This is a genomic window from Campylobacter ureolyticus (assembly GCF_013372225.1).
In the GTDB taxonomy this organism is placed as follows: Bacteria; Campylobacterota; Campylobacteria; order Campylobacterales; family Campylobacteraceae; genus Campylobacter_B; species Campylobacter_B ureolyticus.
The window spans coordinates 1,536,790-1,552,102 of record NZ_CP053832.1 but is presented as its reverse complement, the minus strand read 5'-3'; the positions used below and the strand labels follow the sequence as shown (position 1 = coordinate 1,552,102).

The following is a 15,313-nucleotide window of genomic DNA, read 5'->3' as shown; positions in this document are numbered from 1 at the left end:
AGCTAGATTAAAACATAAAGAGTTTGTTTATTTGGATGTTGGGATAACACACTATTTTAACTGAAAGCGAATTTGGGTTTAATGAATTAAAGCTTTTATTCAAAGCGGGAAGAAACTATTTTGTTAGACAATATATGAAAATAGGTGTTTTTGTTGGTGGTTTAAATCTTGTTCAAATGGATGGAAAAAGCCAAAAAAGACTTAAAAGAAGATGATTGTAAACTGGTGGAGTTTAAAAAATAAATTTAAAAATAAAATTTTAGGGCGATTATGCCCTAAAATTATCTTCTTTTTAGATAATGTGCAACTTGGGAAAGTTCTTGTAGATTTAAATCGCCGCAAGGTTTGTTTTTGATTAGATAAGCTTTTGCTCTTCCTGATGTGCTAAATGTTTCTTTTATATCCGCACAACTTGCTTTGTAGATTTCTTCACCTTTTAATGCTGCCATTTTTTGTCTTTTGTCAATTAAAGCTATATCATCAGCCAAGCTTTCTTCAACTTTTTTTGAAACTTCGCTAAAGCTTAAAATTTCTCCACCAAAGTTATTTTTAAATTCTTTCGCATCATCTTGGCTTGCAAATGCGTATGAACTTACAGTTGCCATTGTTGCTGGTTTATTTGAGCCATAAACATAAAAAGCATTTTTTGAATCTATAAATTTTAAAGTTTTAGCATCAACTACTTTTGGATTTTTAATTTCCACTTTTTCGCTCATTGCCTCTTCAAACATGCAGTGAATTGAGCAGTATTGATGAGTTTCATCTTTACCATTTACATCATAATCGCTTGCGTGAGAAGTTTTATAAAACTTAATTAAACTCATACCACAAACTACGCAAAACTCTTTACCATCTCCATCTTGTAAAATAGTGGCCTCCTCGGGTTTTACCTCTCTAAAATCAACTTCACCCATATTCATTTTTGCAAAAAGATTTGGACTAAAACCAATACTTCCTGCTAAAAAAACTAATCCAGTTCCTTTTAGGAAATTTCTTCTTTCCATTTACATGCTCCTAAGAAAAAATAATAAAATTAATTTTATCACACGAATGTTAAATTTTTATTAAGTAAATTGTTATAAAAAAAACACAAAATTTAAATTTTCAGTTTATTTTATTAAAAATTTGATAAAATTGCGGACAATTATATATTAAGGAAATCATAATGGCTTTTTTAAAACGAAATTTGAGAAATTTTTATACTATTTTTTTTGATGATGGTTCATGTAAGATTAAATTTAGAAATCTTAACTCACAAAAAGTGATATTAAAAGAATATTTTAACACAATAAGACCAAAAGATGGTGACTTGTTTAAAAGTGTAAATGAGTATTTAAAAGATGCTAAAAAAGATAAAAAAAGTTATGTTTCCGTGATAGATGGATCTTTAAAACACTCCTTAGTTATGGAAAATAGCGATGATCTAAAAGATAAACTTACACAAAAAATAGATAAAAATATAATAGCTATTTTAGATGAAGACAAATTTCAAAGATATAAAGAAAACATAGAAGCAAATGAATTTGAATATATAAGTCCTTTTAAAGTGCTTTATTTTTTATATAAAAATTACAAGCTAGATGGCGTTAATCTATTTTTAATAAAATTTCATCAAACTCTTGCAATAATGGTTGCTAATAAAGATAAAGTAATTGATGCAAAAATGATATCTTTAGAAAAAAGTTATGAAAAAATGATTTTAGAAAATTTGGATTTAGATATAAATAGTGATGAAATTTTTTGTGCAGCTATTGAAGATTATTTAAAAGAATTCTATGAAAAACATGATGATTTTATAGAAAAAATTATGGTTTACGGAAGTGTAGGACCTGAGATTGGGTATTATATTTTCACCAAGGTTTTCATAAAAACAGAAGTTGGAATGGAAGATATAATAGACTTTGCAAACAAAATAAATATAAAAGAAAACTTTTAAAAATATTTAAGTAAATTTTGATGAGTAAAAATATAGCCTCTAATTAATTTAGGGACTTTTTTTACTCTGCAAATTTCTTTAAATTTCTTAGTCATAATTTCTTTTTTATATGGCGCTATATAGATTTTATCATCTTTATAAGAAATTGTTATTTTGCCACTTATAACGGTATCTTTTATTGCTTCATCTCTTTGTTTTTGGCTCATCACGATACCAAATTTTTTCAAAATTTTATCTAATAAATTTATGGAATTTAGTTGGTTTTTTATAATAAAAAACTCTAAATTTTCATATATTAAGCCATCTTGTAAAATTTCTTTATCTTTTTGCATAAATTTTAAGCTGTTTTCTAGACCTTTTTTATAAAGTCTTACAAACTCATTGCTAAAATTTTCTCTCATAAAATTTCTTTGAAATTTAGTGTTTTTATTTGAGCTATCTATAAAATATTTTAGATGATTTTCATTTAAGAAATTTAGTATTTCATCTCTTGAGGTATATAATAAAGGTCTTATTATGTTTAAATTTTCTTTTTTATCATAAATACTCATTCCAAGGGCATTGCAAAGTCCGGCACCTTTTGAAATTCTCATTAAAAACCATTCGAAAAGATCATTTAAATTATGAGCTGTAATTAGAAATTTATAGTCAAATTTAGAAAAAATTTCATCAAAAAATTCATATCTTAAATCTCTTGCTATTTTTTCAAAATTTGAACTTTTTTCAAGATTTAAATTTACTTTTTTAACAAATATTTTTTTATTAAATTTTTTTGCTAAATTTATAGCTTCGTTTTCTTCTAAAATACTTTCTTTTCTTGTGTTGTAGTTTACAAATGCCAAATCAAAATCAATATTTTGATTAACCAAAAGATAAAATAAAGCTGTGCTATCAACTCCGTGAGAAAATGCTAAAATCGAGCTTTTACCTTTTAATAAATTTAAAGCATTTTGGTCAAGCAATAATTTCTCCAACTAACTTATCGCCAGCAATTGAAGTTATAAGACACTTATAGACTTTGCCAATTTCAAGATTTTTAACTTCACTATCATTTATTAAAATCTCTCCATCGATATCTTTATCCCAAATTACATTTTTTGCACCATAAAACATTTCACCTTCACTGCTAATACCATTAATTTCACAAAGTATTGTTTTTCCTACTTCTTTTTGAAGGCTATTTTTAAGCGAGTTTAAAGTTATTTTTTCTATTAAATTTAATCTTTTTGTAACTACTTTTGAAGAAATTTGCTCCATTTCAAACGATGCGGTATCTTCTTCTTTTGAGTAGGCAAAAACACTAATTCTATCAAAATTAAATTCTTTTAAAAAATTGCAAAGCTCGTTAAAATCTTCCTGGCTTTCTCCTGGATGTCCCACGATAAACCCACTTCTTAAAAATGAATTTGGTGCTTTTCTCATCATTTCTAAAAGTTTAAATTCATTGCCATTTGGGCGTTTCATAAGTTTTAACATTTTTTGACTGATATGTTGTAAAGGCATATCAAAATAGTTTAAAAATACTTTTGAATCAATTATTTTTTGAATTAAATTTACTGAAGTTGTAGCAGGATAAAGGTATAAAATTCTAGCAAATTTAACACCATCAATTTTTTCAATTTCGTTAATTAAACTTATGAGCCCATCTTTTATACCAAAATCTCTTAAATAACTTGAGCTATCTTGTGAGATAAAACTAAAATCATAAAAGCCTTGCCCAACTAGGCTTTTTACCTCTTTGACAATGTCTTTTAAATCTCTACTTTTTAGCTTTCCCTTAAAAGTTGGAATCGCACAAAAACTACATTTTTGATTACAACCTTCTGAAATTTTAATATAAGCATGATAGTTTGAGCCAGTTATAACTCTTTTTTCATTTTTTTGCAGATAAGTTTTTGGACTAAATAAATTTTGTTTTTTTAAAATCATCTCATCTATTTTATCATAGTCTCCAACTCCACTAAAAATATCAACTTCTGGAAGTTCTCGCATAAGTTCATCTTTATAGCGCTGCATCAAACACCCAGTTACTACTAAAACCGAGTTTTCTTTTTTGTAGTTTGCTAATTCTAAGATTGTTTTTATGCTTTCTTCTTTTGCAGAAGTTATAAACCCACATGTATTTACTATCATAACATCAGCGTCATCAGGAGAATTTACAACTTCATAGTTTTGTAATCTTCCAAGCATTATTTCACTATCGACTAAATTTTTATTACAGCCCAAAGAGCAAAGATAAAGTTTTGGCATTTTAAATCCAAATGTTATCGATTAATCTTGTTTTATCAACAAATGCTGCTATTAAAATTATTGTATTTCCTAGTTCAATTTTTTCTATTTCGTTAAAGTTTCTATCTACAATTGCCACATAATCAACTTTTAATGGCTCAAGCGTTTCTTTTATGGAGGCAATAATTTGTTTTGATTCGGTCTCACCTTTTTTTACTAAATTTGAAGCTTTCAAAAGTGATCTAGATAGTTTTAAAGCATCTAGTTTTTGCTCTTCATTTAGGTAGGTATTTCTTGAGCTAAGCGCTAAACCATCGGCTTCTCTAACTATTTCACAAGGATTTATTTTAACATCTAAAAAAAATGAATCAACCATATTTTTTACAACCGCGATTTGTTGAGCATCTTTTTTCCCAAAATATGCATTATTTGGTTTTATAAGATTAAAAAATTTATTTAAAACTCTACATACACCATCAAAGTGTCCTGGTCTAAAAGAACCTTCTAAAATGGAGTTTAATTTTTCATTTGCTTTTATAGTTGTTTCACTTTTTTTATAAATTTCATCCACGCTTGGTAAAAATAATAAATCAACCCCAGCAACTTCGCATATTCTTGTATCTGCTTCTTGATTTTTAGGATATTTTTCAAAGTCCTCACCTGGTAAAAATTGAGTTGGGTTTACAAAAACTGAAACAACTGTAAAATCATTATCTTTTTTTGAGTTCTCTATTAAACTTAGATGACCCCTATGTAAGGCTCCCATTGTAGGGACATATCCAATTGTTCCATTAAATTCTTTCAAATTCTCTTTTAATCCGCTAATTGTGCTAGCTATTTTCATAATAAAACTTTCCTATTTAGTGTAAAATTTTCGCAATTATAACTTAAATTTTCTAAATTACTCTTAATCTATGCTAGATTTAAAGATTTTTAGATAAAATATAATACTAAATTTATGTCATACAAATAGTGTGAGAAAGGGCGTAGGTGGAAAGACTAGGGAGGTTTTTAAAACACGAATCAATTGGTGGAATTTTGATAATTATGGCTACATTTTTAGCTCTTGTTTGTCAAAATACAATTTTAACTGAATTTTATAATGACTTTTTAAGATTAAAAGCCGGAATTATGGTAGAAGATTTTAAAATAGTTAAGCCAATCATTTTATGGGTGAATGATGGTTTGATGTCGCTTTTTTTCTTTTATATTGGACTTGAAGTTAAAAGAGAGATACTAGTTGGTGAGTTAAGTTCTCCTGATAGAGTTGCACTTCCATTAGTTGGAGGCCTTGGTGGTGTTATAGTTCCTGCACTTGTTTTTGCAGCCTTTACTTATGGTGATAGTTTTGCTATGCGTGGTTGGGCGATACCTACTGTTAGCGATACTGCTTTTGCTGTTGGAGTGTTGCTATTGCTTGGTTCAAAAGTACCACCATCCTTAAGAATTTTTCTACTTCTTTTAGCAATCATTGATGATATTTGTGCTGTTGTTATAATCGCTATTTTTTATACAAGTGAACTTTCTAATTATGCCCTTATAATGGCTGGAGTTTTAATTGGAGTTTTAATTATTTTAAATTTGCTTAAGGTAAATAAAAAGTTTTTTTATATTGTAACTGGGCTTTTGCTTTGGACAGCGTTTTTACAATCAGGCGTTCACACTACAATAGCTGGAATAATAGCTGCCATTTTCATTCCACTAAAGCCAATTCATGGGTACTCTATGCTTAGAGATATTGAAAATAAATTAGGCGGATTTATAACTTATTTTGTAATGCCATTATTTGCTTTTGTCAATGCTGGTATTCCACTAACTTCAGATGCTTTTAGTCATTTAATTCATCCTGTTTCCTTAGGAATTATTGTAGGGCTTGTTATAGCAAAACCTTTGGGAATTTATGGATTTTCTTATGTTATTATAAAATTTGGAGTTTCAAAACTTCCATCTGGTGCGAATTTAATGCAGTTTTTTGGACTTTGTGTTTTAACAGGAATTGGTGCAAGTATGAGTTTATTTATCTGTTCAATTGCTTATCATGATAGTAATATATTCCATTATGCTGAAAAATTTGCTATACTTATAGCATCATTTATTGCAGCAATTGCTGGATATTTTGTCATGAAAATAGGCTATAAATATCAAAAACAAAGAGAAATTTTAAAAGAAGATGATTATTTATTGGCCGAAAAAGCAAAAGAAGCACAAAAAGTTTTAGAAGAGCAGAAATTAAAGGAAAGCATTGGATAGTTACGAATACGGTGAATTATTAAAAAAACTAAAAACCAAAGTTGATAATATAAGCCTTATAATAAAACCAGATTTATTGCAAAAAAGAGTTGATAGTATAGTAGCGGAGCAAACAGATCCTAGTTTTTGGGGTGATGCAGTAAATGCAGCTAAAATCAATAAAGAAAAAACCCAAATTTCATCTATGTTGGCTAAATTTAAATCAGCAAAACAAGCAGTTGAAGATGCATTTGATATGTTTAAGTTAGCAAGTGATGAAAACGATAGTGATCTTTTAGAAAGTCTTTTTGAAGACGCTGATGAATTGGAAGAAAAAATTACTAATTTAGAGATTTCAATGCTTTTAAGTAGCGAAAATGACTCTAAAAATGCAATTGTTACAATTCATCCAGGAGCTGGTGGAACAGAGAGCAATGACTGGGCAAGTATGTTATATAGAATGTATTTGAGATTTTGCGAAAGAGAAAATTATAAAGTTGATGTTTTGGATTTTCAAGAAGGCGATGAGGCTGGATTAAAAGATGTAAGCTTTATAGTAAAAGGTGAAAATGCTTATGGATATTTAAAAGCTGAAAATGGCATCCACAGACTTGTTAGAGTAAGTCCATTTGATAGTGCTGGAAGACGTCACACAAGCTTTACAAGCGTTATGGTAAGCCCTGAGCTTGATGATGATATAAATATAGAAATAGAAGAAAAAGATATAAGAATAGATGTTTATAGAGCAAGTGGGGCAGGTGGTCAGCATGTAAATAAAACAGAAAGTGCAGTTAGAATAACTCATTATGAAACTGGCATTGTTGTGCAGTGTCAAAATGATAGAAGCCAACACAAAAACAAAGCAACCGCAATGAAGATGCTTAAATCAAGACTTTATGAGTTAGAGTTTCAAAAGCAAAATGAAGCACACAATAATGTTGATAAAAGTGAAATTGGATGGGGATATCAAGTAAGAAGTTATGTACTGTTTCCATATCAACAAGTTAAAGATAATAGATCAAATTTAAGTTATTCAAATGTTGATGCGGTATTAGATGGTGATATTAAAAAAATCATTGAGGGAGTTTTAATCTCCCAATCTGATAAAAAACAATTTTAAATAAAAGGATTTAGTATGAACGAAGAAGGAATTTTAGTAAGTTTGGGTTATGTTTTAAATGACTCTACTTTGGGGCAGTTAAGAGGTATATTATCAAAATGTGATTTTAATCAAAGTGAACTTGATGATATTATCAATTTAAATGATAAACTTAAAATTTATGGTGCTTATATAGCTATGTCAAATTCAAACCCATATTTTAAAATTAAAAATGAGCCTGATAGTGAGAGAGAAAGAAAAGTTGTAAGAGATATTATATTTGAATGGTCAGATAAATATAAGATGAATTTAGAAAAGGTTAGCGGTAAGGAAACTTACTATATTAAAGGAAGGTTATAATAAAAATGAGAAATAAAATTTTAAGTAGTTTGGCTATATTTACTGCTTTAATTTTGGCTGGTTGCTCCCATACTACTCCAAAGACTCCGGTTGCAAGCACCCCATCTAATGGTGGCGGTGTGGTGATTCCAGCAGCACAAAAAGATGTTGTAGTTGTGAACTCACCTGCAAACTCAAGTCAAGCAGCCAATATCTACAATAGGCTAAATCAATTAAGCCTAGAGCAGTGTATTTCAGTAGCTGATGGATATTATCATAATGCCAATTTTGTGAATGCACTTTTAGCGTATGATTATACTTGCGTAAGATTTCAAGATATTCCAACTTGCATGAAACTTGGTAAGATGTTTGAAAAAGGCGAGGGATCAGCAGTTGATAAAGTAAAAGCTTTAGATATTTATCAAAGAGCTTGCTTTGGCGGTTATGATCCAGGATGTAAGGAAATGAAAAGACTTCAATAGGTTGAAGTCTTAATTTTGGCTTGCAAATTTAAATAGATTAATTTAGATTTGCAGCCTTTCTCATATAAAGTTCTATTTTTTTCTCATCAAGCTTATTATTAAAAAATAAATTTAGCGCTAAAACTGCTTGATAAATAAGCATATCAAGCCCATCTTTATGCTTGAGGTTTAATTTGCTAGCTAAGTTTAAAAAAGGTGTTTTTCTACCATATATAACATCAAAAGCATATTTAGAAAAGCAATCTTTTAAAATTTCTTCTGGAAGTGGCAAAGTATCATCTTTTAATCCAGCTGAGGTTGAGTTTATGACTAAATCAAATTTTCTTGGTTTAAAATTTTGATAAGTAAAAAAATTAAATTCTTTAAAGTCTAAAGATTTATCGCTTCTATTTACTATTTCTAAATCCAAATTTGATAAGGCGTTTGCTAAAGCTTTTGCTGTGCCTCCTGCTCCAATTATTAAAACTGATTTGATATCTTTAAATTCATTGATAGCTTTTAAAAAACCAGGTGCATCTGTGTTATAGCCAAAAATCTTATCTTTATTTTTTACTATTGTATTTAAAGAGCCTATTTTTTGAGCATTTATATCTATTTTATCACAAATTTGAAGTGCTGTTTGTTTGTGTGGAATTGTTATGTTTGCACCGTTTAAGTCTAAATTTAAAAAAGTTTCTTTTAATAAATTTCCATTTTTTAAACAAACTCTGCCATAAAAGGCATCTAAATTTAGCTCTTTTATGGCGAGATTGTGAAGTCTTGGCGATATTGAATGAAAGATTGGATCGCCAAAGACTGCAAATTTTTTCATTATTTTACTCTAAAGACAAAAGCATCTTTGTTTATAGTTGCTCTTATATTTGACATTTCACTGTTAAGTTTTGCCTCATTAAAAGGACCTACTAAAACTTTAATATATTCTTTGCCTTTTACTGTGGTTTTATAAAGAGTATATGTGTATCCCTTACTCTTTAATTTTTTTATGTAATCGGCATCTGGCTTAAAGTCAGCAGTGGCTAAAACTTGTATATAGCTACCTTTTTGTAAAGTTGTTTGTGCGACATTGCTTTGCGCTGGGGTTTGGTCTTTGCTCTCTTGCTTTTGGGCTTTAGGAGCTTGCTTTTTAACCTCTTTTTTTGGAGTTTCTTTTTTAACTTTTTCTTCTTTTATATCTTTTTTAGGCTCTTGTTTTGGAGTCGCTTTTTTAGATGTTACAACTACAACTTCTTGTTTTGATTTAGTTGTTTCAGCTTTTGGCTCTTGTTTTATTTCTTCCTTTGGGCTGCTTTTTACTATAGTTTGTTTAGCTTCATCTTTTGTTTCTGTTGCTATAGTATGCTCAATTTTCTCTCTTGACTTTGGAGCCTCTTCTATTCTAATTGGTCTAATTTCAACAATTTGCGGCTCTAATTTTTTAGTTTCCACATTTTTGCTCGAAGCTTCATCAATTTCTCTTATTGGCTGACTCGGTTTTTTAGCTTTAGGCTTAAATATTGTCTCTTCGCTTGGCATAACAAGCGGTTTTGGCTCTTCCATGTTTCCACTATTTATAAATTTCATAATTATTAAAACTATTAAAAAAAGCACTACTAAAATAGCAATGCCAGTTAAAATTTTTTTAATATTATTTGTTTTTGCAGTTTTAGGGTCTAAGACAATATTATCATCTATACTAAATCTATCATCACTCATTTTTTCTCCTAGAACATAGCTTTATCATAAATTATAAATTTATGCGCTAGTACTTTTACCTCTTCTTTTATTTTAGCATGAAGATCTTTATTGTTTATATCATCTAAAACATCAGCAATTTTATTTGCTATAAACTCAAACTCAGCTTCTTTCATACCTCTTGCAGTTAGTGCTGGGCTTCCAATTCTTACACCACTTGTTACAAAAGGACTTCTTTTTTCTCCAGGAACTGTGTTTTTATTTGTTGTTATGCCAGCATCTTCTAGTGCAGCTGATGCATCTTTTCCACTATATTCCTTATTTGACAAATCCATTAGAACAAGATGATTGTCAGTTCCACCACTTACTAGGTCATATCCTCTTTTTATCAAAACTTCACCAAGTTTTTTGGCATTTGCTTTAACTTGTTTTGCATAAATTTTCCATTCAGGGCTTAAATTATGTTTAAATCCAACTGCTTTTGCCGCAATTACATGCATTAAAGGCCCACCTTGAATACCAGGAAATATGCTTGAGTTTATTTTTTTAGCAATTTCCTCATCATTTGTCATTATAATTCCACCTCTTGGGCCTCTTAATGTTTTGTGGGTTGTAGAACTAACAACATGGCAGTGTGGAAATGGACTTGGGTGTTCACCTGCTACAACTAAACCTGCGATGTGTGCAACATCAGCAAAAAGATAGGCTCCAACAGCATCAGCTATTTCTCTAAATTTGGCAAAATCTATCTCTCTTGCATATGCACTCGCACCACAAACTATAAGTTTTGGTTGAACTACTTTAGCAATTTCTAATACCTTATCATAGTTTATTCTTCCATCTAGCTCAACTCCATAAAAAAAGCTATCATAGTTTTTGCCACTAGCATTTACCTTTGCACCGTGAGTTAAGTGTCCACCATGGCTTAGATCCATACCTAAAATTCTATCGCCTGGTTTTAAAAGTGCCCCATAAACACCTTGATTAGCTTGACTTCCTGAATTTGGTTGAACATTTGCAAATTTGCAGTTAAAAAGTTTTTTACATCTTTCAATGGCAATTTCTTCGATTCCATCTACAAACTCGCAACCTCCGTAATATCTTTTATGTGGATATCCTTCGGCATATTTATTTGTTAAAATTGATCCCATAACTTCCATAACATCAGGATAGGTAAAATTTTCACTTGCAATCATTTCCAAGTAGTCACACTGTCTTTTTAATTCCTTGTTTGTTAAATCAAAAATTTCTTTATCGTAATTTTCTAAACTCATTTTTACTCCTTATCTTCATCTATTTGTATTGTTTTTAATGGTCTCATAGCTGGAAATAAAATAACATCTCTAATTGATTTTTTATTAGTTAAAAGCATTGCAAGTCTATCGATCCCAAGTCCCCAACCAACAGTTGGTGGCATGGCATAGCCAAGAGCTTTTACATAGTCTTCATCCATCTCATGAGCTTCATCATCTCCTGCATTTTTTGCCTCAATTTGTGCTTTAAATCTTTCATATTGATCAAGTGGATCATTTAATTCATTAAATGCGTTTGCTAGTTCATTTCCTGCAATAAACAGCTCAAATCTTTCAGCAATATTTGGATTTTCATCACTTCTTCTTGAAAGAGGGCTTATTGAAATTGGAAAATCAACTATAAAAGTTGGGTTTATAAGTTTTTCCTCCACATAATTATCAAAAAGCTCAGCTTGTAAATGCCCAAGATCTAAATTTTCATTTGCTTCAAAGCCATCTTTTTTTAGTTTTTCTAAAATTTTATCTTTATCATTTATGACATCTTGTGAAAGTCCACCTATCTCAACAAGAGCATCTAAATATTTAACTCTTGTAAACGGTTTTGAAAAATCAATCTTTTTATCATCATATTCTAAAATTTCAGGTAAATTAAGCCCTTTTAATAACATCTTGAAAAGCTCTTCTGTTAGATTCATAACTTCATTGTAATTATGCCACGCCCAGTAAAACTCAATAGATGTAAATTCCGGATTATGTGTTAAATCCATTCCCTCGTTTCTAAAATTTCTATTTATTTCAAAAACAGCTTCCATTCCACCAACAATTAGTCGTTTTAAATAAAGTTCTGGTGCTATTCTAAGATATCTATTCACATCAAGTGCATTATGATAAGTTACAAATGGTTTTGCATTTGCTCCACCAGCAATTGGGTGCATCATAGGAGTTTCGACTTCCATAAAGCCTTTTTCTTCAAAAAAATGTCTAATTAGTGAGATGATTTTCGATCTCTTTTTAAAATCATTTCTAACCTCTGGGTTCATTATCATATCAAGATATCTTTGTCGGTAACGCATCTCAATATCTACAAGTCCATGAAATTTCTCAGGAAGTTGTGAAATTGCTTTTGAAGCTAGAGTTAGGTTTGTAACATGCATAGAAAATTCCCCTGTTTTAGTTACAAAAGGAAAACCTTTTACTAAAATCACATCTCCAACTTCAAGATTTTTTTTAAAAACTTTATATAAATCTTCACCTATGCTATCTCTAGAGTAATAAATTTGAACATTTCCACTTTCATCTTCAATATTTGCAAATGTTGATTTACCAGCCACTCTTTTTAGCATAAGACGCCCTGAAATTATAACTTCATCGCTAACTCTTTTTTCATCGAGTTCTTTAATATACTCAAATTTATCTCTAAATTCTTTTATATCCATATCCTTTTTTAGAAAATGCGGATATGGATTTATTCCTAATTTTCTTAATTCTTCTTTTTTTTCTATTCTTTGAATTTCTAATTGATTATCAAATACCACTTACTATGACTCCTTTTTACTACAATTTTTGCAAGTTCCATAAAGTTGCATTAAATGTCCTGTTAATGTAAAACCGTTCTTTTTTGCTATTTCTTCTTGCTTTTTTTCAACAGAAGGATCTTCAAATTCCACTATTTTACCACAGTTTTTACAAATCAAATGATCATGATGTGGCTTTGTTGCAAGTTCAAATTTTTTGCCTTGTGTGCCAAAAGAAATAGATGTAACCATGCCTGAATCTTCAAGTAAATTTAAAGTTCTATAAACGGTTGCAATACCTATATTTAGTTCAGGCTGCTCATCTCTTATCTCTAAATAGAGCTCTTCTGGAGTAAAGTGATGGTCACTGTTATAAAGCATTTGGATAACAGACTCTCTTTGCTTTGTATATTTGAGCTTATTTTTTCTTAAGATTTCTCTAAACTCATCTAAAATTGCATCAAATTCTAAATTTTCAATTTTCGTAGTTTTGTTTTTCTGTTTCATTGCCCTCTCCATTTATAAAATTTTCATTAAAATTACTTTTTTCATAAATTATATTTGTTTGATTTGCTTCTTGACTTTTTTCATCTTCAATAACAGGAATAATATCATTTAATTTTAATCCCATCATCCAAGCACCTGTATTTATAAGGTATGGGTAAGTAAAGCTATTTTCAAAAAAAGGTCTTGCTTGCTTGTTTAAAAAAGCTGATGATCTTATAAAAACAGCAATTATTGCAAAAATTAAAAATATTTTTGCCCCGCCAAATACAAATCCACCAATTCTATCAACTATGCCAAGACCACTAAGACTTAGCATTTTAGTTAAAAGTTCACCTAAAATTAAAGCTATAAACCAAATACCAAAAAGTGCAGCTACAAATCCTGCTATAATCTCAGTTCCATTTGAATCCATAAGCCCTAATTTGTTTAAATCATAAATATTTGCACTTATCCAAGCTCCAACTTCTGCTTTAAATTTTATTGCAATTATAAATCCACCAATCATACCGATAATTCCAAAAATTTCTCTTATAAGACCAGAACTAAGTCCTTTTAGTGCAAAAATTAAAGTAAAAGCTATTATTATTAAATCAAGCCAGTTTATGCCACTCATCTACTCACCCCCTAAAGCCTTAACTAACTCTTGTCTATTTGTAGTATAAGCAAGAGCGCTTTCTTTTGAAATGAGTCTTTTATTAAGCGCTTGTAATAGTGCTTGAGTTTGAGTTACCATGCCTGTTTCTTGTTGATTTAATTGCATTTGAGAATAAATTTGTTGAGTTTTGTCTTCTCTTATTAGGTTGGCAATAGCGTGATTATTTACCAAAATTTCATGAACTGCAAGTCGTCCTTTTCCAATTTTTGGAAGTAGAGATTGTGAAATTATCGCACTTAATGAAACTGATAGCATATTTCTTATTTGGGTTTGTTCGCTTCCATCAAAACTATCAACTATACGGCTGATTGTTTGCATAGCTGAATTTGTGTGAAGTGTAGCAAAAACTAAGTGTCCTGTTTCAGCTGCTGTAATGGCGATTGAAATAGTTTCTCTATCTCTCATCTCACCAATTAGTATAATATCAGGGTCCTCACGAAGAGCATACTTTAAAGCATTTGCATAAGAGTGAGTATCGGTTCCTATATTTCTATGAGAAAAAAGACATTTTTTATTTTCATGGACAAACTCAACTGGGTCTTCGACTGTTATAATGTGTTTTCTTTCAGTTAAATTTATCTCATTTAACATTGCTGCTAAAGTAGTTGATTTACCACTTCCTGTAGGACCAGTTACTAAAATCATCCCTTTTTCTCTTTTAACTAGCTTTTTAAAAATACTTGGAGCCCTTAAATCATCAAGAGAAGGAATATCAACAGGAATTTTTCTAAATGCAGCTGCCAAATCACCATTCATAGTATAATAATAATTTCCTCTAAACCTTCCTATATTTGGAATTTCCATAGCAAAGTCAAGCTCTTTTTTCTCTTCGAGTTCGCTTTTTTGAGCATCTGTAATAATTGCATAACAAAGATGTTCAATGTCTGTTCCTGTTAAATTTGGCATATCAAGAGGAACTAATTTTCCATCGATTCTAATTTGTGGGGCACTTCTACTTACTATGTGAAGGTCACTTGCATCGTTGTTTATTTGCACCCTTAAAAGGGTTTGAATGTCGGTTTTTATATTGCTTTTTTCCATTATGGCATCCTTTTATTCTATAATTTTTGGAACTACAAAGAAATGATCTTCGCTTGCTGGAGCTGATTTTAAAATCATATCAACAACTTCTTGATCTTGATGTGGTACATCCTCTCTTAATGGAGTGAAATTTTGGTTTTTAATTTCCAAATTTTTGCTATCAACCTCATCTAAAATTTTAACAAAATCTATAATTTTTTCAAGCTGTGATTTCATCTGACTTCTTTTGTTTTCTGGTATTTTTAAGGCACTTAGTTTTTCAAGTTTATTTAATAAATCATCGTCAATTAACATAAAATTTTTCCTTTTTTGCAAATAATAAGTGCTCGTATTATAACACATTTTATCTTACATTAGG

At 29.8% G+C, this 15,313-nt stretch carries 17 protein-coding genes; 5 read left to right on the top strand and 12 right to left on the bottom strand.

The window, feature by feature from the left end:
- Positions 1 to 281 precede the first annotated feature (281 nt).
- Positions 282 to 1,004 carry a nitrous oxide reductase accessory protein NosL gene (locus CURT_RS07910; protein WP_018712875.1) on the bottom strand — a complete coding sequence of 241 codons (723 nt, stop codon included), beginning with the start codon at positions 1,002 to 1,004 and terminating at the stop codon, positions 282 to 284.
- A 161-nt stretch (positions 1,005 to 1,165) separates the two neighbouring features.
- Here CURT_RS07910 and CURT_RS07905 point away from each other — a divergent pair, with 161 nt between their 5' ends.
- Positions 1,166 to 1,936, top strand: coding sequence for a hypothetical protein (locus CURT_RS07905; RefSeq protein WP_018712874.1), 771 nt, complete (start codon positions 1,166 to 1,168; stop codon positions 1,934 to 1,936).
- Here the strand turns inward: CURT_RS07905 and tilS are convergent.
- Genes tilS through panC form a run of 3 tightly spaced genes read right to left on the bottom strand, consistent with a single transcriptional unit; the run spans position 1,933 to position 5,009 of the window.
- Positions 1,933 to 2,910 carry a tRNA lysidine(34) synthetase TilS gene (tilS, locus tag CURT_RS07900; protein WP_255199038.1) on the bottom strand — a complete coding sequence of 326 codons (978 nt, stop codon included), beginning with the start codon at positions 2,908 to 2,910 and terminating at the stop codon, positions 1,933 to 1,935. The two genes, CURT_RS07905 and tilS, sit on opposite strands and share 4 nt — an antisense overlap.
- The gene (gene rimO, locus CURT_RS07895) at positions 2,891 to 4,186 is read right to left on the bottom strand and encodes a 30S ribosomal protein S12 methylthiotransferase RimO (RefSeq protein WP_115651838.1); all 1,296 of its coding nucleotides are present in this window, start codon (positions 4,184 to 4,186) and stop codon (positions 2,891 to 2,893) included. Before rimO ends, tilS begins: the two co-directional genes overlap by 20 nt.
- 1 nt (position 4,187) lies before the next feature.
- The gene (panC, locus tag CURT_RS07890; RefSeq protein ID WP_018712871.1) at positions 4,188 to 5,009 is read right to left on the bottom strand and encodes a pantoate--beta-alanine ligase; all 822 of its coding nucleotides are present in this window, start codon (positions 5,007 to 5,009) and stop codon (positions 4,188 to 4,190) included.
- A gap of 146 nt (positions 5,010 to 5,155) precedes the next feature.
- Here panC and nhaA point away from each other — a divergent pair, with 146 nt between their 5' ends.
- From nhaA to CURT_RS07870, 4 genes are read left to right on the top strand one after another with little or no spacing between them, the layout of a single operon-like run.
- Positions 5,156 to 6,415, top strand: coding sequence for a Na+/H+ antiporter NhaA (nhaA, locus tag CURT_RS07885; RefSeq protein ID WP_018712870.1), 1,260 nt, complete (start codon positions 5,156 to 5,158; stop codon positions 6,413 to 6,415).
- On the top strand, positions 6,408 to 7,514 hold the full coding sequence (gene prfB / locus CURT_RS07880; RefSeq protein ID WP_018712869.1) for a peptide chain release factor 2: 1,107 nt from the start codon (positions 6,408 to 6,410) through the stop codon (positions 7,512 to 7,514). Before nhaA ends, prfB begins: the two co-directional genes overlap by 8 nt.
- Positions 7,515 to 7,529: 15 nt before the next feature.
- On the top strand, positions 7,530 to 7,853 hold the full coding sequence (locus tag CURT_RS07875) for a hypothetical protein (RefSeq protein WP_018712868.1): 324 nt from the start codon (positions 7,530 to 7,532) through the stop codon (positions 7,851 to 7,853).
- Positions 7,854 to 7,858: 5 nt separating this feature from the next.
- Positions 7,859 to 8,314 carry an SEL1-like repeat protein gene (locus CURT_RS07870; protein ID WP_018712867.1) on the top strand — a complete coding sequence of 152 codons (456 nt, stop codon included), beginning with the start codon at positions 7,859 to 7,861 and terminating at the stop codon, positions 8,312 to 8,314.
- Positions 8,315 to 8,351: 37 nt separating this feature from the next.
- Here CURT_RS07870 and CURT_RS07865 read toward each other — a convergent pair whose 3' ends face one another.
- Genes CURT_RS07865 through gatC form a run of 8 tightly spaced genes read right to left on the bottom strand, consistent with a single transcriptional unit; the run spans position 8,352 to position 15,249 of the window.
- Entirely contained in the window at positions 8,352 to 9,125 is a 774-nt protein-coding gene (locus CURT_RS07865; protein WP_018712866.1) for a shikimate dehydrogenase, read from the bottom strand.
- The gene (locus CURT_RS07860) at positions 9,125 to 10,006 is read right to left on the bottom strand and encodes an SPOR domain-containing protein (RefSeq protein ID WP_018712865.1); all 882 of its coding nucleotides are present in this window, start codon (positions 10,004 to 10,006) and stop codon (positions 9,125 to 9,127) included. Before CURT_RS07860 ends, CURT_RS07865 begins: the two co-directional genes overlap by 1 nt.
- 8 nt (positions 10,007 to 10,014) lie before the next feature.
- Complete coding sequence (locus tag CURT_RS07855; protein ID WP_018712864.1) at positions 10,015 to 11,259, bottom strand: serine hydroxymethyltransferase; 1,245 nt, start codon at positions 11,257 to 11,259, stop codon at positions 10,015 to 10,017.
- 2 nt (positions 11,260 to 11,261) lie between these two features.
- On the bottom strand, positions 11,262 to 12,773 hold the full coding sequence (gene lysS / locus CURT_RS07850; protein WP_018712863.1) for a lysine--tRNA ligase: 1,512 nt from the start codon (positions 12,771 to 12,773) through the stop codon (positions 11,262 to 11,264).
- A gap of 3 nt (positions 12,774 to 12,776) precedes the next feature.
- Positions 12,777 to 13,259 (bottom strand): Fur family transcriptional regulator, encoded by a 483-nt coding sequence (locus tag CURT_RS07845; RefSeq protein ID WP_018712862.1) that lies wholly within the window; start codon positions 13,257 to 13,259, stop codon positions 12,777 to 12,779.
- The gene (locus CURT_RS07840) at positions 13,228 to 13,872 is read right to left on the bottom strand and encodes a CvpA family protein (RefSeq protein WP_018712861.1); all 645 of its coding nucleotides are present in this window, start codon (positions 13,870 to 13,872) and stop codon (positions 13,228 to 13,230) included. Before CURT_RS07840 ends, CURT_RS07845 begins: the two co-directional genes overlap by 32 nt.
- Positions 13,873 to 14,955, bottom strand: a complete 1,083-nt coding sequence (locus CURT_RS07835) for a type IV pilus twitching motility protein PilT (protein WP_018712860.1) — start codon at positions 14,953 to 14,955, stop codon at positions 13,873 to 13,875.
- 12 nt (positions 14,956 to 14,967) lie between these two features.
- Complete coding sequence (gene gatC, locus CURT_RS07830) at positions 14,968 to 15,249, bottom strand: Asp-tRNA(Asn)/Glu-tRNA(Gln) amidotransferase subunit GatC (RefSeq protein WP_018712859.1); 282 nt, start codon at positions 15,247 to 15,249, stop codon at positions 14,968 to 14,970.
- Positions 15,250 to 15,313: the final 64 nt, after the last annotated feature.